17 protein-coding genes are annotated in these 16,989 nt (G+C 60.9%); 13 read left to right on the forward strand and 4 right to left on the reverse strand.

The annotated features are described in order from the left end of the window. The first annotated feature begins 75 nt into the window (after nt 1-75). The 11 genes from KHP60_RS12080 (at nt 76) to KHP60_RS12130 (ending at nt 10,329) form a co-directional block, all read left to right on the forward strand. A complete protein-coding gene (locus KHP60_RS12080; protein WP_249688718.1) occupies nt 76-792 on the forward strand; it encodes a GntR family transcriptional regulator in 717 nt (238 codons plus the stop codon). 82 nt (nt 793-874) lie between these two features. Beyond that, on the forward strand, nt 875-1,651 hold the full coding sequence (locus KHP60_RS12085; RefSeq protein WP_213564407.1) for an SDR family oxidoreductase: 777 nt from the start codon (nt 875-877) through the stop codon (nt 1,649-1,651). Nucleotides 1,652-1,745: 94 nt separating this feature from the next. After that, the gene (locus KHP60_RS12090; protein WP_283770703.1) at nt 1,746-2,645 is read left to right on the forward strand and encodes an NAD(P)-dependent oxidoreductase; all 900 of its coding nucleotides are present in this window, start codon (nt 1,746-1,748) and stop codon (nt 2,643-2,645) included. A 272-nt stretch (nt 2,646-2,917) separates the two neighbouring features. Beyond that, nucleotides 2,918-3,907, forward strand: a complete 990-nt coding sequence (locus KHP60_RS12095) for a TRAP transporter substrate-binding protein (protein ID WP_213564409.1) — start codon at nt 2,918-2,920, stop codon at nt 3,905-3,907. Nucleotides 3,908-3,987: 80 nt separating this feature from the next. Then, the gene (locus KHP60_RS12100) at nt 3,988-4,530 is read left to right on the forward strand and encodes a TRAP transporter small permease (RefSeq protein WP_213564410.1); all 543 of its coding nucleotides are present in this window, start codon (nt 3,988-3,990) and stop codon (nt 4,528-4,530) included. Then, nucleotides 4,530-5,849 (forward strand): TRAP transporter large permease, encoded by a 1,320-nt coding sequence (locus KHP60_RS12105; protein WP_213564411.1) that lies wholly within the window; start codon nt 4,530-4,532, stop codon nt 5,847-5,849. Before KHP60_RS12100 ends, KHP60_RS12105 begins: the two co-directional genes overlap by 1 nt. Before the next feature lie 63 nt (nt 5,850-5,912). After that, complete coding sequence (locus KHP60_RS12110; RefSeq protein WP_213564412.1) at nt 5,913-6,701, forward strand: SDR family NAD(P)-dependent oxidoreductase; 789 nt, start codon at nt 5,913-5,915, stop codon at nt 6,699-6,701. Nucleotides 6,702-6,745: 44 nt separating this feature from the next. Beyond that, entirely contained in the window at nt 6,746-7,225 is a 480-nt protein-coding gene (locus KHP60_RS12115) for a DUF2938 domain-containing protein (protein ID WP_213564413.1), read from the forward strand. A 143-nt stretch (nt 7,226-7,368) separates the two neighbouring features. Continuing rightward, entirely contained in the window at nt 7,369-8,343 is a 975-nt protein-coding gene (locus tag KHP60_RS12120) for a tripartite tricarboxylate transporter substrate binding protein (protein WP_213564414.1), read from the forward strand. Nucleotides 8,344-8,357: 14 nt separating this feature from the next. Then, complete coding sequence (locus tag KHP60_RS12125) at nt 8,358-8,816, forward strand: tripartite tricarboxylate transporter TctB family protein (protein WP_213564416.1); 459 nt, start codon at nt 8,358-8,360, stop codon at nt 8,814-8,816. Nucleotides 8,817-8,829: 13 nt separating this feature from the next. Next, nucleotides 8,830-10,329: a tripartite tricarboxylate transporter permease gene (locus tag KHP60_RS12130; RefSeq protein WP_213564418.1), complete on the forward strand. Its 1,500-nt coding sequence runs from the start codon at nt 8,830-8,832 to the stop codon at nt 10,327-10,329. Nucleotides 10,330-10,362: 33 nt separating this feature from the next. Here the strand turns inward: KHP60_RS12130 and KHP60_RS12135 are convergent, their stop codons facing one another. Both KHP60_RS12135 and KHP60_RS12140 read right to left on the reverse strand, forming a co-directional pair. After that, on the reverse strand, nt 10,363-10,908 hold the full coding sequence (locus KHP60_RS12135) for a 2,4'-dihydroxyacetophenone dioxygenase family protein (RefSeq protein WP_213564420.1): 546 nt from the start codon (nt 10,906-10,908) through the stop codon (nt 10,363-10,365). Nucleotides 10,909-10,937: 29 nt separating this feature from the next. Then, complete coding sequence (locus KHP60_RS12140; protein WP_213564422.1) at nt 10,938-11,687, reverse strand: SDR family NAD(P)-dependent oxidoreductase; 750 nt, start codon at nt 11,685-11,687, stop codon at nt 10,938-10,940. Nucleotides 11,688-12,045: 358 nt separating this feature from the next. Here KHP60_RS12140 and KHP60_RS12145 point away from each other — a divergent pair, with 358 nt between their 5' ends. Continuing rightward, entirely contained in the window at nt 12,046-13,203 is a 1,158-nt protein-coding gene (locus KHP60_RS12145; RefSeq protein ID WP_213564423.1) for an iron-containing alcohol dehydrogenase, read from the forward strand. A 68-nt stretch (nt 13,204-13,271) separates the two neighbouring features. Here KHP60_RS12145 and KHP60_RS12150 read toward each other — a convergent pair whose 3' ends face one another. Further along, a complete protein-coding gene (locus KHP60_RS12150; protein ID WP_213564424.1) occupies nt 13,272-13,715 on the reverse strand; it encodes a hypothetical protein in 444 nt (147 codons plus the stop codon). A gap of 440 nt (nt 13,716-14,155) precedes the next feature. Between KHP60_RS12150 and KHP60_RS12155 the strand changes: the two genes are divergently transcribed. Then, on the forward strand, nt 14,156-14,503 hold the full coding sequence (locus KHP60_RS12155; RefSeq protein ID WP_213564425.1) for a hypothetical protein: 348 nt from the start codon (nt 14,156-14,158) through the stop codon (nt 14,501-14,503). Nucleotides 14,504-14,536: 33 nt separating this feature from the next. On the opposite strand, the gene KHP60_RS12160 is transcribed toward KHP60_RS12155, so the two are convergent. Next, a complete protein-coding gene (locus KHP60_RS12160) occupies nt 14,537-16,924 on the reverse strand; it encodes a hybrid sensor histidine kinase/response regulator (protein ID WP_213564427.1) in 2,388 nt (795 codons plus the stop codon). Nucleotides 16,925-16,989: the final 65 nt, after the last annotated feature.

The following is a 16,989-nucleotide window of genomic DNA, read 5'->3' on the forward strand; positions in this document are numbered from 1 at the left end:
TCCTCCCTCCCATGATGCTGTCGCATTACTTGCCGCGATCTGTGATCACAGTTAGACTGTCGGAAAATGAGCAACTTGTCGAGCCCCCGCCCCACCAAGACTCCGTCGGCCATCGCCCAGATCGGCCGGCTGGAACGCGTTACCCTAGGCGAACGCGTCCATACCGAACTACGTGAGTTGCTGATGAGCGGTGAGCTCGCCCCCGGGCAGAAGATGTCCCTGCGCAGCGTGGCCGAAACCCTCGGCGTCTCGATGATGCCGGTGCGGGAGGCGGTCTCGCGGCTTGTTGCCGACCAGTCTCTGGAGGTGCTGCCGAATCGTGCGGTGCGCGTCCCGCTGATGAACCTCGCACGCTTCCGGGAACTGACGACCGTGAGACTCGCGGTCGAGGGCTTCGCGGCGGAGCAGGCAGCAAGAAGCCGTGCGGAATCCGACCTCGCCGCCATGCGGCAGTTCGAAGAGGCGTTCCTCGCTGAGGCCCGAAGCTCCGATCCTCATGCAGATCGAGCTGTCCGGGCCAACAAGGAGCTCCACTTCGCCGTCTACCAGGCGACCCGTCTGCCGACCCTCGTGGGAATCATCGAGGGTCTCTGGCTAAAAATCGGGCCAGTTCTGAATTTCGACCTCAAGGCCTCGCCCGAACGGTTGCAAACGGGCGGCGCAGCCGGACATCACCGTCGTCTAGTCGCTGCGGTGAAGGCTGGTGACGGAGCTGCCGCACGCCAGGCGCTCGTCGACGACATTGAAGGCGCGGCCTGTTTCATCGAGAGCACCGGACGTCTGCTGGAGTAGGCCGGCGCCCCAGCTCTCGAACATCACAAGATAATCGGGCGCCGAGTGCTGGGGACCCGCTTTAGGGATGGAGACAACGAAGATGGATCTCAACATCGCCGGGTTGCGTGTGTTGGTGACGGCTGGCGCTGCTGGCATCGGACTTGAGATTGCCCGTACCTTCAACCGTGAGGGCGCGCGCGTGCATGTCTGCGACGTGGACCGCGCCGCTCTCCAGGAGGCGACCGCGACCGATCCGGACCTGACCTCCACCTATGGCGATGTGGCGAAACGAGCTGATGTCACTCGGATTTTCGAGGAGGCTCTGGGAGTTCTCGGCGGGCTGGATGTCCTCGTCAACAATGCCGGCATCGCAGGGCCGACGGCCCGGGTTGAGGAAATCAACCCGGAGGACTGGGACCGCTGCCTCGAGGTCTGCATCACCGGGCAGTTCAATTGCACGCGTCTTGCAGTGCCCCACCTGAGGCAAAGCCAGAATGCCTCAATCGTGAATCTGTCATCCGCCGCAGGCCGGTTTGGTTTCCCCCTGCGCTCCCCATACGCCGCTGCCAAGTGGGCCGTGATCGGCTTTACGAAGTCCCTCTCTCGGGAACTGGGCGAGGACGGCATCCGCGTGAACGCGATCCTACCCGGGGTCGTCGCCGGCGACCGCCAGCGCCGGGTACTTGAGGCCAAGGCCCAGCAGCTCGGTGTATCGTTCGATGAGATGGAGCGGCGGGCGCTCGCGAACACATCCTTGAGGGAATACGTAACGGCACAGCAGCTTGCCGACCAGATCGTCTTTCTGTGCTCGCCACTCGGGCGTACGATTTCAGGGCAGGCCATTGCCGTTGACGGGGATCTCCAGGCCCTTTTCTGAAGACTGCATCAAATGCCCCGTCGGAATCAAGGCTTAGACCTTGAAGTGCCGGGCCTCATCTAAGGAACTGGGTGCGAGCTACGAAACAGGGAGGATGAATATGGCCAGTATCGGCTTCATCGGGACCGGCCTCATGGGCCATGGCATGGCCAAGAACCTCATCGAGAAGGGCCACAGGCTTACTGTTGTGGCCAATCGCAGCCGTGAACGGGTGGATGACCTAGTTGCCCGTGGCGCAACGGAGGTGGATACACCGCGCGAGGTAGCTGCCGCGTCCGAGATCATCTTCACCTGCTTGCCGACATCCAATGATGTCGAAGGTCTCGTCTACGGGGAGAATGGCATTCTTTCTGGCGCTCGAGAGGGGCTGATCCACGTCGATACCTCCACGGCCAATCCCATCTCGACGGTTAAGATCGCGGCTGATTATCAAGCGAGAGGTTTTCGTTTCGCCGATGCGCCGCTCACCCGTACGCCGAAGGAAGCCGAGGAGGGGCGTCTCAACGTCATCGTGGGGGCAAGTCCGACGCTCTTCGACGAGATCCTTCCCGTCCTCAAGTGCTTCGCAGAGAACGTCTTCCATGTGGGGGAGGTGGGCGCAGGGCACAAGATCAAACTGATTAACAACTTTATCGCGATGAGCCACGCGAGCGTCGTAGCGGAGGCGGTGGCGGTGGCCCGCGCGACGGGCGCCGATCCGAAGGCTCTGTATGACTTAGTCTCGGCCGGTGGCGCGAACAGCGCGATGTTTCAGATGATCATGCCTTACGTGCTCGAGGGCGACCCGACCCGTTTGCAGTTTGCCATCGGCAACGCCCGCAAGGATCTCGCCTACTTCATTGCAATGGTGAATGACGCGAAGGCGACGGGGCTTATAGGCCCTGCCGTTCTGCAGACGCTCACCATCGCCAGTGCAATGGGCCACAGCGGCAAGCACATACCGCATCTGACGGATGTTCTGACACAACTCAACGGGAGCAAGAACTTGGGCTGAGGACTGAAGCCTGCACGACGGGAGGGCGTCCGATACTGAAAACGCACGGCCTGCACGGCCATTACCCCTGGGCGCTCGATGCCTCAGGGTAGATTGGGTTGTTGTCAAGTAAGACATAGAAATCGTGACATCTTACTGAGAGATAATAAATCAAATGTTGGCATAAACGGAGGTGACTATTGCAATATACTGAATAAGTATTGAAAATAACGATGCTGGCCTACAGTATCGTACTTTGGCCTCGCCAGAGGGTCACCAGGGAGGATACGGATATGAGGAAGATACTCGCTACCGGTTTGTTCGGGCTCGGGTTGGCTATCGGCCCTTCAGGAGTGTCCGCTCAGCAGGCAATCGAGCTCCACGGCGCGTCCCAGTTCAACGACGACCATGCCTTCACCAAATCGTTGGCCAAGTTCGGGGAACTCGTACAGTCCTGCTACGGTAAGCCGCTCAATATCATCCTGCACAAGAATAGCGAACTCGGCCTGGAGAAGCAGTATTTCGAATACATGTCGCAAGGACGCGCGGTCGATTTCGCGATTGTCTCGCCGGCACATATGTCGACCTTCTCGAAAGCCGCTCCCTTCATTGATGCGCCGTTTCTGTTCCGCGACCTTGCTCATTGGAATAAGGTGCTCGACCGGGACCTGTTCAAGCCGATCGCGGACGAGATCGCCAAACGTGCCGACGTCATGCTGATCGGCTATGCCGGCGGCGGCACCCGCAATATCTTCGTCAATAAGCCGGTTGCCAATCTGGAAGAGATTAAGAGCCTCAAGATCCGGGTCCAGGGCGCCCCAATCTGGAGCCGCACATTTGCTGCGGTCGGCATGTCGCCAACCGTCATTGCCTATAACGAGGTTTACAACGCGATCCAGAACGGCGTGATCGCCGCGGGCGAGAACGAAGCTGCCGGCGTTGAGCAAATGAAGTTCTTCGAGGTGGCGCCTAACCTGGCGATGACCAAGCACGCCATCACGATCCGGCCGCTGGCGTTTTCCGGCAAGACATTTCGCAACCTGCCCGCCGAATTGCAGTCCTGCGTGATCAAGTCCGGCAAGGAGGCCGGCGCGCACGGCCGGACCATCGAATCGAGCGAGGATGCGGCAAAGCTCGATGCCCTGGAGAAGGCCGGTAAGCTGAAGCAGGTCACCTTCAAGGATCGTGATGCCATGAAGAAACTCGTCGATCCCGTTCTGGCGGCCTATGCCAAGGAGATCGAGGCTGACAAGATCCTGGCAGAGATCAACAGCATCGAGTAGTGCGCCGCGCTTCGTGACACGGTCAGGGAGCAATCCCTGACCGTGCCTTCTCAAGGATTGAGGAGCATATGGCAATACCAATGCCCGAACGGCGCAGCACGTGGCGTAGAATTACCGCGTGGTACAGCCTGTTTTTGTCCTGGCTCGTGGCGATTTCCACTGCGGTCCTGGTCATTCCAGTTACATTGCAGGTCTTTTCACGCTTCACCTCGGTCATCCCGCATTACATCTGGACCGAGGAAATGGCGCGTTTCCTGCTGGTCTGGACGGTAATGATAGGCGCTATGATCGGCGTCCGCGAGAGCTCTCATTTCGAAGTTGATGTCTGGCCACGGCTGTCGCCGCGTCCAGAGGCCGCCGTGCGGTTGATCGCCCGAGTCTGCGTGCTCATCGTTGCGCTCGTTTTCATTTGGTCCGGCATCGAGTTCACGCAATTTGCGTGGTACCGGATCTCCGAACTGGCCGAACTGCCGCTCTGGGTCATCCATATTGCTTGGCCGATCACCGGTATCACTTGGCTTGTCTTTCTTGGCGAGCAGATGTGGGATGAACTGAATGTGCTGCTCGGCCGGGGAACTCTGCCGCCGGCAGACCCTATCCCGACCCCGGAGGGGGCCCTCTGATGACCGGCGCTATGCTTTCCCCCGGCCAAGCGGCACTCGTCCTGTTCGGCATCTTCTTCGGATTGATGTTGCTCCGCGTTCCGATTGCTTTCGCATTGGCGCTGGCCTGTCTGCCGATCCTGATTATTGAGCCTCGGCTTTCCGCCATGACCCTCGTGCAGGAGACCTTCAACGCGTACAACTCCTTCATCCTTCTGGCCGTCCCATTCTTCCTGCTGACTGCGAACCTGATGAATGTCGGCGGCATCACGGAGAGGCTTATGAAGCTGTCCCGGTCCATGGTCGGGCACTTCCCCGGAGGATTGGCGCAGATCAACGTGGTGCTTTCCTTCTTCTTTGCGGGCATTTCGGGCTCTTCGACTGCGGACGCAGCAAGCCAGTCGAAGATCTTTATCGAGGCTCAGCGCCGGGAAGGCTACGATGACTCGTTCTCCGTCGCGATCACTGCCGTCTCAGCGGTTCTGGCCGTTATCATCCCGCCGTCGATCCTGATGATCGTCTGGGGCGGTGTGTTGACGGTTTCCATCGGCGCGCTCTTCCTCGCGGGAGTGATACCCGGTCTGCTGATCGCTCTCGCCCAGATGGCGACGGTCCATGCCTATGCAACTCTCAAGGGCTACCCGACCTATCCGCGTGACAGCTGGAGGACCTTCTTCAAGTCCATACTGGCTTCGGTTCCTGCCTTGATGACGCCAATCATCATCATCGGTGGGAAGATCTTCGGCTGGTTTACGGCGACGGAGTCGGCCTGCATCGCGGTGCTTTACGCCGGCTTCCTGTCCATTTTTATCTATCGGGAAATGGACTCTTCAGCGTTCCGGGAAGCGCTCGTGGACACGGGCAAGTTCGCCGGGATAACGCTTTTCTGTGTCGGCACGGCGAGCGCCTTTGGCTGGTTGCTTGCATATTACCAGATCCCTAAGGCCATCTTGTCTGGTGTTTCGGCCTGGGAGCTTGGGCCGATTGGAACCGGCTTCTTCATTGCATTCGTGTTTCTCGTCGTCGGGTGCTTTCTCGATGCCATTCCCGCCATCATTATTGTGGGAACGATCCTGGAGCCGCTGGCGCGCTCCGCCGGCCTCGACCCAGTTCACTTCGCCATGATCGGCATCGTGTCGCTTGCCTTTGGACTGGTCACGCCACCCTATGGCCTCTGCCTGATGATTGCATGCTCGGTCGCCGGGATTCGGATGCGGCAGGCGCTCAAGGATACTATGATCATGCTCGTCCCGATGTTCCTAGTCTTGGCTCTCCTCATCGTCTGGCCGCAGGTCGCACTCTTCGTGCCCAGTCTTGTCTCGCCGGAGTTTCTGAAGTGAGCTCCCCTCGCTACAGAAGCCTGTCGGCCTTTCCTTTCTTAACTCGTGATCGGAGTTCCCGTAGTGACCGCTCCTGAAATCTATCCCGCCATTCCCGACCTTGGTGGAAAGGTCATCCTCATCACCGGCGCGAGCACCGGTATCGGAGCAGCGGCCGCAGTCGCGTTCGGCCACAACAAGGCGCGCGTGGCGATCCATTTCAATGCCAGCGAAGATCCGGCTCGGCAGGTTGCCGAAGAGGTAAGGGCAGCTGGCGGGGAGGCGTTCCTGGTTCAAGCGGACGTCACCGAACCCGAGGCAGCGGCGCGGGTCGTGGCCAAGACTGTTGAGCATTTCGGCCGGCTCGACGTTCTCGTCAACAATGCCGGCGGCCTCGTTGGGCGGACGCCGATCAAGGATTACTCGGACGAGTACGTGAATGCCGTTCTTGCACTGAACGTCGAGCAGGTCGTGCGCTTCGTTCGCGAGGGCGTTTCGCACATGAGGGCGCAGGGCGGCGGCTCCATCATCAATGTGTCGTCGATTGCAGCCCGACACGGCGGAGGGCCGGGCTCGGTCATCTATGCCGCGGCCAAGGGGTTCATCTCAGTAGCCACGCGGGGTTGGGCCAAGGAACTGGTCAAGGACGGCATCCGGGTCAACGCAGTTTCACCCGGCGTCATTATGACCCCGTTCCACGAACGCTATTCGACTCCGGAGCAGCTTGCTGCCATGCAGGCCACCATTCCCATGGATCGTCTCGGCACACCAGAGGATTGCATCGGCGCCTTTCTTTATCTCGCCTCTGACCGGCTCAGCGGCTACGTCACAGGGCAGGTGATGGAGGTGAATGGCGGCCAGTACATGCCCTAAAGGCGCTCTGTGTTCGAGCAGATAGCAGGAGGGAACCTGAACAGATGATTGAATTTCTCAGCCGAGCAGTCCTCATCGGAGTTGGCGCAACGGCGCTGCTCGATCTCTGGGCTCTGCTCCTGCAGCGGTTCTTTAAGGTGCCTGCGCCGAACTGGGGGCTGGTGGGACGCTGGTTCTGCCACCTGACCAAAGCCAAAGTCTTCCACAACGATATCACGCTCGCGCAGGCCTATCCTTTCGAGCGTGCGGTCGGCTGGATTGGTCACTATGCTATCGGCATCGTCTATGCCGGTGCCCTCCTGGTGTTCACGCGCCAGGACTGGGCATCAGCGCCAACTTTGGCTCCGGCACTCGCCGTGGGCATCATTACCGTGGGAGCCGGATGGTTTCTGCTCCAGCCCGGCATGGGAGCGGGCATTGCCGCCTCGAGACGGTCCAACGCCAAACAGATCAGGGTGCTAAACATTGCCGGCCACATCGTCTTCGGTTTCGGGCTGTACGGGAGCGCGCTTCTTGTCCGATAGGATTTTTGCAGGGAGATGCCACAGGACATCAGGTAATCGTGAAGTGGAAGGCATGTAAGGCTTGCCAATACTGTTTTCGTGACTCAACCTAAGCCAAAGACCGGCTCCAGGAAAACGAGGAGCCGGCGCATCGGGAGGAAAGAATGCTGCGTCGTGGTTTCCTGAAGACACTGGCCGTTGCTGCCGTTTCGCTGGTCTCGGTTGCCGGGTATGCGTGGGCCGCCTATCCTGAGCGACCGATCACCATCATCGTTCCCTGGGCTGCCGGCGGCGGCACGGATGCAACCGCCCGCATCATCGGCTCCCTGCTCGAGAAGGAGCTTGGCCAGCCAGTCAACGTCGTCAACAGAACCGGGGGTAGCGGTGTCGTAGGACATGAAGCTATCGCGGCGGCCGCGCCGGATGGCTACACCCTGGGGCTGGCGACGGTCGAGATCGGCATGTTGCATTGGCAGGGGCTTACCCAGCGCGATTACAAGGACTACACGCCGATCGCTTTGATGAATCTTGATCCGGCAGGCGTTCAGGTGCGCGCCGACGCACCTTACAAGACCGTCAACGATCTGCTGGAGGATATCAAGAAAAACCCAGGCAAGTTCAAGGCGTCGGGGACAGGACAGGGTGGCATCTGGCACCTGGCAATCGCCGGCATGCTCGACAGCGCCAAAATCGATCCCAGCACTGTCCGCTGGGTGCCAAGCCAGGGGGCCGCGCCCGGACTTCAGGATCTCGTCGCAGGCGGTGTCGAGATCATTCCCTGCTCGCTCCCGGAGGCGCGCTCTCTCATCGATGCCGGCCGCGTAAAGAGCATTGCCATCATGAACCCCGAGCGCAATCCGACCTTCCCGAACGTTCCCACGCTTGCGGAGCAGACCGGCAGCCAGTGGGCTATCGGCGCGTGGCGCGGCATCGTCGGGCCGAAGGACATGCCTGCGGATGTCACGAAGCGGCTCGCTGACGCCCTGGACAAGATCTACAAGGGCAAGGAGTACAACGACTTCATGAGCCAGCGCGGCTTCGGCGTGAAGTTCGCGGCGGGCGAGGAGTTCCTCGCGTTCTGGAAGAAGAGTGATGAGGACCTCGGGGCGGTCATGAAAAAGGTTGGGTTGGCGAAGTAGTCCGGCCGACCTCGATGCGCATCAACGATGCCATCATCGGAGCCGTGCTCCTCGCGTTCGCGATCGCGATGTTCGCCTATGCGAGGACACTTCCGGCCATTCCAGGACAGGAGTACGGTGCGGCCGTCTTTCCGGTGCTCGTCGCCATGGGGCTTGCAGGCTGCGGCGTCGTGCTGATTGCCTCGGGCTTTCGGCACTGGGAGGGTGCTGTGGCCTGGAGCGATTGGGCTCAGACCCACCATGCTTGGGTCAGGCTTGTCGTGATCTTCGCCTTGATCCTGGCCTATATCGTGGCTGCGCCGGCACTCGGTTTCGTCCCGACATCCATCGCTATCCTGCTGGTGTTTCTGCTGATGATGGGGGTCCGCTGGTGGATAGCAGCGGCCGTGGCGGTCGCCGCAACCGTCCTGATTCAGCAGACCTTTGTTGGATTGCTGCGCGTCCCCCTTCCACTCGGGCTCCTTGGGCCCTGACCCTGATGATGTCATGAGTGCAATCCAGACTGCTTTCGGCCTCGTGTTCCAGCCGGCGGTGCTGGTGACCATCTTTCTTGCAGCCCTGTTCGGGCTCGTGGTCGGCGCAATTCCCGGCCTGACTGCCACGATGGCGATCGCGCTCCTGGTGCCAGTGACCTTCTTCATGGATCCTGTTCCGGCGGTGGGCGCCATGGTGACCTGCTCTGCCATGGCCATCTTCGCCGGCGACATCCCCGGCACGCTGCTGCGCATCCCGGGAACGCCCGCGTCGGCGGCCTACACAGACGAAGCCTACATGATGACTCGCAACGGTGAGGGGGAGATCGCCCTTGGCGCTAACCTGCTCTTCTCGGCCATTGGAGGATTATTCGGCACATTCGTGCTGATCCTGTCCGCCCCGGCTCTCGCCGAGGTCGCCTTGCAGTTCAGCTCCTTCGAGTATTTTTGGATGGCACTGCTCGGGTTGACCTGTGCGGTGTTCATCGGGACAGGAACGCCGGTGAAGGGGCTCGTGAGCCTGTTCATCGGCCTGTTTGTTTCGACCATCGGGCTGAACAATCCAGCCGGCGTGCCCCGCTTCACCTTCGGAAACGCCGAGCTCACCGGAGGCGTGAACTTCATTGCGGCGATGATTGGCCTGTTCGCCGTGTCCGAGGTCTTTCGGTTTGCCATCTCCCATAGCGTCCAGACCGTGCCGCAGGCCGTGATTGGTAATCTCTTTCGAGGCTGGGGGCGGATGATGGTGCAGTACTGGCCGCAGCAGCTGCGCGGCAATGTGCTGGGTACGATCATCGGCGCGCTGCCGGGGGCGGGGGCCGACATCGCAGCCTGGGTCAGTTACGCGGTCAGCAAGAAAATGTCCCGCACTCCCGAGAAGTTCGGAAAAGGGCACGTAGAAGGAATCATCGAGAGTACATCCTCGAACAATGCCGCACTTGCAGGCGCCTGGGTTCCGGCGCTCGTCTTCGGCATCCCTGGCGACAGCATCACGGCCATTGTCATCGGCGTGCTCTACCTGAAGAACATGAACCCGGGTCCGACGATCTTTCTGAACAATCCCGAGTACATCTATGCGGTCTTCATCATCTTCATCCTCGCCAACCTGGTGATGCTGCCCTTGGGGTGGGCCGCCATCAAAGGTGCCCGGACCATTCTGCGCATTCCACGCGAGATCCTGATGCCGTGCATTCTCATGTTCTGCATTGTGGGGGCCTTTGCGATCAACAACTCCGCCTTCGGTGTGGCCGTGATGCTGGTGTTCGGCGTGCTCGGTTTTCTGATGGAGGAGAACGATATTCCCGTCGCTCCCTGCATCCTCGGCATCGTGCTCGGCCCGATGCTTGAGGAGAATTTCGTGACGTCCATGATCAAATCGGATGGCAGCTATCTTGCCTTCTTCGAGCGGCCGATCTCAGGTGCGCTCGGGGTCGCAACGCTGCTCATCTGGCTCGCGCCGGTGCTGCTCATGGCGCTGCGCTCCAGAAAGACTGCAATGCCACGGCAGGGCTGACGATCAGGTGATCGCAACCTGCACAAATTGCCGTCAACGGATGAACTGATCGATGTAGTCGGCTCCGAGTCCGTTCTTCGCATAATGCGCCCGGCACTTCTCGATTCGCGTGAAGACGTCGTCGAAGCCGGTCGCATTGCCGTCCGGATCGACGTAGATCATGGCTCCGTTCACCTGGAACAGGGTGATCATCTCCTCGACGTGCGGATCGACGACCAGCGTATGCGTCTCGCCGGGGGCCTCGTAGGCATAGGAGCCCTCGGTGGCAATCCAGTCATGCTCCAGGTACCGCCATTCTCCCTTCAGCACGAAGGCATGCACCGGTTGGGGATGGCGATGGCGTGAGAGCACGCCCGACTTCCGAACCCGCAGCAGGTTCATCCAGTACCCGCGTGAGGCCGCAAGCAGCAGCGGTCGGAACCATACATTCTCCTCCACAGGAACCCAGATCCGTTCGTCGTTCGGGATGGCGTTCGGAATCACGAGCTCGGGCGGGGAGTCTTTCGGCTGCGGATGCCGGTAGGGCACCCACTTGTCGTTCATGGGGGTGCCGGGGGAGGTGGGCTCTGGGCTGGACATGGGATCTGCTCCTCTGAGGCGAGTTGTGGTCAAACAGTCAGATAGCCGCCATCGATGGCCAGGATGGCGCCTGTCACGAACCGAGCCGCGGGCGAGGCCAGGAAGACGGCGCCTCCGGCCACTTCCTCCGGTGCGCCCCAGCGGCCCATGGGAGTGCGGGACAGAATCGGGGCGCTGCGCTCCGGGTCATCCTGCAGAGCCTGCGTGAGAGGCGTCGCAATCCAGCCCGGTGCAACGGCATTGACGCGGATGCCGTCGGCCGCCCATGCGGCGGCGAGGCTCTTGGTCAATTGACCGACGCCACCCTTCGAAGCGCTGTAGGCCGGAACCCGGGGGCCGCCGAAGAAGGTGAGCATGGACGCGACATTGACCACGGAGCCCCTGGTTTCGCACAGCCTTGCCTTCGCGGCGGAGCAGACCCGCATGGCGCCGGTCAGGTTGACTGAGATGACGTCTGCGAAGACCTCTGGGTCGTGCTCCAGGTCGCGGCGAATGACGCCCGCGGCGTTGATCAGGATGTCCAGGCGGTTGAACTGCGTGAGCAGGTGGACAATCGACGGACCGTCACGGACGTCGAGAATCGCAAACGAGATCCCTGCATTGGCCTCGTCGCCTGCCGCCCGCATCCGCTCGGCCTCACTCGCTCCCGTCGCCGTGACGTTGGCACCTAGGTCTCGGAAGGCCTTAGCGCAGGCAAGCCCGATTCCGCTTGTGCCGCCCGTGATCAAAGCGGTTTGGCCGTTGAACAGATGAGGGGCAAAAGCATCGGTGATCGGCATGCCGCTGTTCTCTCTGGGGTGTTGAGCGGATGCTCGGCAGGATTCGAAACATAGTGCTTGAATAGGTGTAGCCAAGCAAACTCTACCAGAGGACCTCGGCCGCTGCCGAGGGCGTCAGGCAGCTCACATGGAGAATTGCCGGATCGGTCGCGGCGTTCGGCCAGCAGATACAGGTGCAACCTAACGCCGATGTTGGGACATTGAGAGGGATTCAAGTAGCTCCACGTGAAATGTCGCCTCGAACCAAAGTGGATTGATCTGGTAGGCGCTTTCGCGTGATGCTGGACCTGAAGCAGGGGCGCTGCGGCAGAATGTTGCTTGCGGACGCACCCAACGCAACCGGGACGGAGGAGCAGGGATGTCTTTGATCTCCTATTTGACCACCATTCGGTTCCAGGCTGGCGCCCTGTCGGACGTCGGCAACGATATGCGGGAGCTTGGGATCAGGACACCCCTCATTGTCACCGATGCGGGAATCGCGCGCGTCGGCCTAGTCGATCGCCTGATAGATGTTCTCTCTGCAGGGCAGCACATTCCGGTCTTCGCCGATACGCCCACGAATCCTACGGAGGGCGCAGTGATGGCTGCGCTGGATCTCTACCGTTCTCATGGCTGCGATGGCCTGATTGCCATCGGGGGCGGCTCCCCGATTGATCTGGCCAAGGGTGTGGCTCTTCTGTCGACCCACGATGGACCCTTGGAGCAGTATGCGGCGATTTTAGGCGGAATTCCTAAGATCTCCGCGGCCGTGGCCCCGCTCATCGCCATTCCAACCACGGCCGGGACAGGCAGCGAGGTCGGGCGGGCGGCCCTGATCACCTTGGAGGACGGCCGAAAGCTCGGATTTATCTCTCCCCATCTCATCCCGAAGCGCGCCATCTGCGATCCGGATCTCACGCTTGGGCTGCCCCCGTCCTTGACGGCGGCGACCGGAATGGACGCGATCACCCATTGCATCGAGACCTTCCTCAGCCCACGCTTCAACCCACCGGCAGAGGCCATTGCGCTCGACGGTCTGGTTCGTGCCGTCGGCAATATCGGACGGGCGGTGGCCCAGGGGTCGGATCGCACGGCCCGGCATGAGATGATGATGGCCGCGCTTGAGGGAGGCCTGACGTTTCAGAAGGGCCTGGGCGCCGTCCATGCCCTCTCGCATCCTCTCGGAGGTCTGAAGCAGGTGTCGCTGCATCATGGCACCCTCAATGCGGTGCTGCTGCCCTACGTGCTTGAGTTCAACAGGAGCCATGCCGAGGCAAAATACGCTACGATCCGCCACCGGTTGGGCCACAACGATGGCGTGGATCTGGCGGATTATGTCCGCAGTCTCAACTCGCGGCTCGGCATGCCGGCAACGCTGGCTGAGATGGGGGTGCCGCGAGACAGCTTTGCCCTGATCGCAAAAAGCGCGACTGAGGATCACTCCTCCGCGACCAATCCTCGTCCGGCCAGCGAGGCGGATTACCAGGCAATCCTCGAGGCGGCCTATGCAGGGATCCCGCTCCAACCGGGGGCTTGATCCATCCACCGCACTTTTCTAGCCGTCCGGGCAAGGTTTGGTCGAAGAGGAGGCCTATCGGAAGACGCCTACCAGCCCCGCCGTCCTCCCCCGTGGTGCGGGACATCGTCGAAATCGGATGGTGCCTCATAGACCTCGCCATGCCGGGGCTGCCGCTGGTCGACCCAGCGCGGTTCCGGCTTGGCGCCATGCCCGGCGGTACCATCGAGAAGGGTCAGCATCCCCTGTAGGACAGATCGGGCGGCACCCACCGCCATGTCGGCAAGATCGCGCAGGCGGAGGTCGCCAATGTCGCCGGGATGCTCCTGTGCTCGGGTATACGGCACCGATTGATCTTCTGGATAACGCTCCGGTGCGTGATCCGGCAGGAGGCCCGAGAGGGCGCCGGCACCACCCAAGACCAGGATCAGGACCACGGGGATGACGAGGCGAAAGGCAAGGCCAATGACCTTGGAGAGGATGACATAACCGACGACCAGGATGATCGCGGTGGTGATGAAGCCGGCGCTCAAAGGACTCTGCCTCCCTGTCGGGCTGGATATGAGGCGGAACGCCATCAGCGACATCCGCGGCCGTTTTATGGTCACCCTGGGTCAAATGCGGGCTGGTCCGAAGCGGCTGAGATCAACTCACCCCCTGACGCGGAAACATGAGGCTCAATCGAACCGGAGAAGCCGCGCGGCATCGGCCTTGCGGGGTGTCGCACAAAGGTGCTACACACGCATATTCCGTGCAGCAGGAAGGTACGCAGCTTCAATGACTTAGCTGGTGGTTACTGCTTAGCTTAGAATCCTGGCGCCCCAGCTATCCCATGCTAAGTTCCTGAAACCGAAAGCTTTTCTCCCGATTGGGGGCGAAGCGCGCCTCACGGCTGCACATCCCTGTCACGCATGGGTGTCGCACATGCCTGTCGGTCTGACCTGGGACGGGCCGGGAGCGATCCTCGTCGCTGGTGCGACACGTCGCGAAGCTCGCGGTGGCGACGATGGAATGGGTGCTCGCGATCCCTGAGCCGATGAGCGGGGAGCAGGCGGACCGGATCAGCGGCGCGGTCTGCCGCCTTTTCGCAGGACGGGGCGGAGCGCGGACGTATCCGTCCCTGCCGACGGGCTGCTGTCCTGGGGGTACCCTTTACGATCTCGTCTGGAGGCGGCCGATGACCAAAGTCGCGGCTGAGTTTCAGATCTCCGACGTCGGGTTAGCCAAGATCTGCGACAATCACCGCATGACCAAGCCGCTCCAGCCGAAAGAAGGAATCTTGCTGGACGAACTCTTCTTCTCCCGCCGTATCGAGCTTTGAATCTCAATGCCAACATTCTTGATGGCGGCAGCGTCATTGAACAATGCTGGGGGTCTTTGTATCACGACCTCTGACGAGAAAGTATTGATTGAGCGTCTTGTGGGTGCGTTCAAGCTCCAGCGCCAGGTGCTCAACCTGTTCTGTTCCGGTGCGCATGAGGTCGGCGCTCGTGATCTTTCGCCAACTAATGCAAATCTCATGCACCATCCGAGCTCCGACATTCGCTGAGGCGCTCTGCAATCCGTGGGCCTCAAGGCGGAACCTGTGGGAGTCGCCTGACGCTGCCGCAGCGCGCAGTTCACCGACGAGATGATGGGCGTCCGAAAAGAACTCCTCCACGAGGTTCGTCACAAAATCTCTGCCTCCCAGTTGCTCAAGTTCCGTGAGAACCGATTCGTCGATCAGGGATGTATGGTCAGTCAGGGATCCTTTAGGGTTCCCGCTGCTTGTAGCCGGCAAGCTGTCGGTGGAGGAGCCGACGCTCTCGTCAACGATCCTGAGAAGGACCGCCGGCTGAACGGGCTTTGTCAGGCATGCATCCATACCTGCCTCGACAGTTCGAGCAACAACCTCCGGCGTTGCATCGGCTGTCAGCGCAATAATGGGCATACGGGTGCCATGGGGCTCCGTAAACCGGAAGAGTTTCGTTGCCTCCAAGCCGGTCATCACGGGCATATTGATGTCCATGATGACGAGGTCGAATCTCTCTGTCTCAAGGGCGTCGAGCGCATCCTCGCCATTCGTGACGCATCGCGTGGTGTGCCCGCCACGCTCCAGGATCTTCGTGATCACCAGACGGTTGGTCGAATTGTCGTCTGCGACAAGGATCGAAAGGCGCCTGGACGCGGTGGGAAGCACGATATCGCTCGGCCCGCGCCAGATCGATTGCGCCAGTGACGTCTGCGCTGCCGCGGCCATGGAAGCGACTCTTGCATCCTCCTCGGAGAATTCAAGCGGGAGCACGCTGCTGGATAGCCGGATCAGCCTCGCGTTCGATGCGATCTCCGATGGTTTCGAGCGGATCAACACCGGATTGGCCGTCAGCTCCGCGGACCCGATCTCGTCCGCGAGGGAATCCTCAGGCAAGTCGCTGTAGTAGAATACGAGCCACTCTCGGGAACTGTGCCGTTCTGCATGTTCTTTTGCGTCTGCCAGCGTTCTCACGATGGGGAGTTGGTCCGCGCGGCCAAGCCGTGATGCGATGCCGCTCGCGAGATCCGGGCTCGAACAAACCAGAAGGGGCTGAAACCCGTTCGGCAAGGTCTGGACTGGGTTCATCTGGTCGGGAATGCTGACCGGGAGGGTGAACCAGAAGGAGCTGCCGTGGCCTTCCTCGCTGTCGACGCCGATCGTGCCTCCCATGGCGGTGATCAGCTGCCTGCAGATGGAGAGGCCCAGGCCGGTTCCACCGTAGCGATTGATGATGGTTTCGTCCGCCTGTGTGAAGCTTTCGAAAATTCTGCCGATCGCCTGAGGGGCAATGCCGATGCCGGTGTCGGACACGGCGAAGCGAATGAAAAGCCCCTTGTCGGTATTCGACGGCCGGGCGTCCAGCGTGACGTACCCGCTGTCGGTGAACTTGACCGCGTTGCCGAGAAGATTGAGGAGGATCTCCTCGAGGTGGTGGGACGAGCCATGAATGTATGAAGGTGTCCCGGGCGCGACGTGGATCGTCAGGCGGAGACCCTTCTGCTGCGCCTGGGCAAGCATCATCGCCCGAGCGGTGGAAAGCACCTCCAACAGATCGAAGTCGACCTTTTCCAGGGGCATCTGGCCCGCCTCGATGCGGGACAGGTTCAGGATGCTGTTGATCTGCCGGAGCAGGGTATCGCCTGCCGAGCCGATCGTGCGGATGATCCCACGCTGCTCGGCGTCGAGATTTGTCCCGGCCATCAGGCTGGAAAGGCCGATGATCGCGTTGAGCGGGGTTCTGAGCTCATGGCTGACGCTGGCGAGGAAAAGCGTCTTCGCGCGATAGGCGGCCTCCGCCTGCGCCTTCGCGTTGGAGAGCTTTCGGATCAGCGTGCTCGCATAGAGCGGAAGCACGATGAGGCTCAGCAATAAGGTTGCCGAGAGGTAGATGTCATCGTGCCACCGCGGCGTCGTGTAAATGACGACCATGAAGCAAACCGCCGAGACCGTCATGGCGATGTACAGGAAGCGGACTCCGAAGCGGAATCCGTTTCCGAAGGTGATCCAAAGGTACAACAGGAAGAGGACCGACGAGGTCTCCCCGACATAGCGCAGCTGGAACGACACGGTCGCGAGGTCGCACACGATGGCGACGATGCGTCGGATTGTCGATTGGCCGGGCCGGACCAGCATATGGACCACGATCCCGGCGGAAACGAGCGCGAACACCGTGCCGCTGATCAGCGCCACCCGCGGTACGGAAGGATTGATCCAAAAGGTATAAGTCACGATCAGGCTCAAGAAGATGAGCCGATTGAGGCTCATCTCATGTTCACGATCGGGACTGTTTCTGA

This window comes from Microvirga sp. 3-52 (genome assembly GCF_018383585.1).
In the GTDB taxonomy this organism is placed as follows: domain Bacteria; phylum Pseudomonadota; class Alphaproteobacteria; order Rhizobiales; family Beijerinckiaceae; genus Microvirga.

Excerpts from the sequence above, each read along its gene's own strand:
- KHP60_RS12085 (WP_213564407.1), top strand. The coding sequence starts at position 875 with ATGGATCTCAACATCGCCGGGTTGCGTGTGTTGGTGACGGCTGGCGCT.
- KHP60_RS12090 (WP_283770703.1), top strand. The coding sequence starts at position 1,746 with ATGAATATGGCCAGTATCGGCTTCATCGGGACCGGCCTCATGGGCCAT.
- KHP60_RS12095 (WP_213564409.1), top strand. The coding sequence starts at position 2,918 with ATGAGGAAGATACTCGCTACCGGTTTGTTCGGGCTCGGGTTGGCTATC.
- KHP60_RS12100 (WP_213564410.1), top strand. The coding sequence starts at position 3,988 with ATGCCCGAACGGCGCAGCACGTGGCGTAGAATTACCGCGTGGTACAGC.
- KHP60_RS12105 (WP_213564411.1), top strand. The coding sequence starts at position 4,530 with ATGACCGGCGCTATGCTTTCCCCCGGCCAAGCGGCACTCGTCCTGTTC.
- KHP60_RS12115 (WP_213564413.1), top strand. The coding sequence starts at position 6,746 with ATGATTGAATTTCTCAGCCGAGCAGTCCTCATCGGAGTTGGCGCAACG.
- KHP60_RS12120 (WP_213564414.1), top strand. The coding sequence starts at position 7,369 with ATGCTGCGTCGTGGTTTCCTGAAGACACTGGCCGTTGCTGCCGTTTCG.
- KHP60_RS12125 (WP_213564416.1), top strand. The coding sequence starts at position 8,358 with ATGCGCATCAACGATGCCATCATCGGAGCCGTGCTCCTCGCGTTCGCG.
- KHP60_RS12130 (WP_213564418.1), top strand. The coding sequence starts at position 8,830 with ATGAGTGCAATCCAGACTGCTTTCGGCCTCGTGTTCCAGCCGGCGGTG.
- KHP60_RS12135 (WP_213564420.1), bottom strand. The coding sequence starts at position 10,908 with ATGTCCAGCCCAGAGCCCACCTCCCCCGGCACCCCCATGAACGACAAG.
- KHP60_RS12140 (WP_213564422.1), bottom strand. The coding sequence starts at position 11,687 with ATGCCGATCACCGATGCTTTTGCCCCTCATCTGTTCAACGGCCAAACC.
- KHP60_RS12145 (WP_213564423.1), top strand. The coding sequence starts at position 12,046 with ATGTCTTTGATCTCCTATTTGACCACCATTCGGTTCCAGGCTGGCGCC.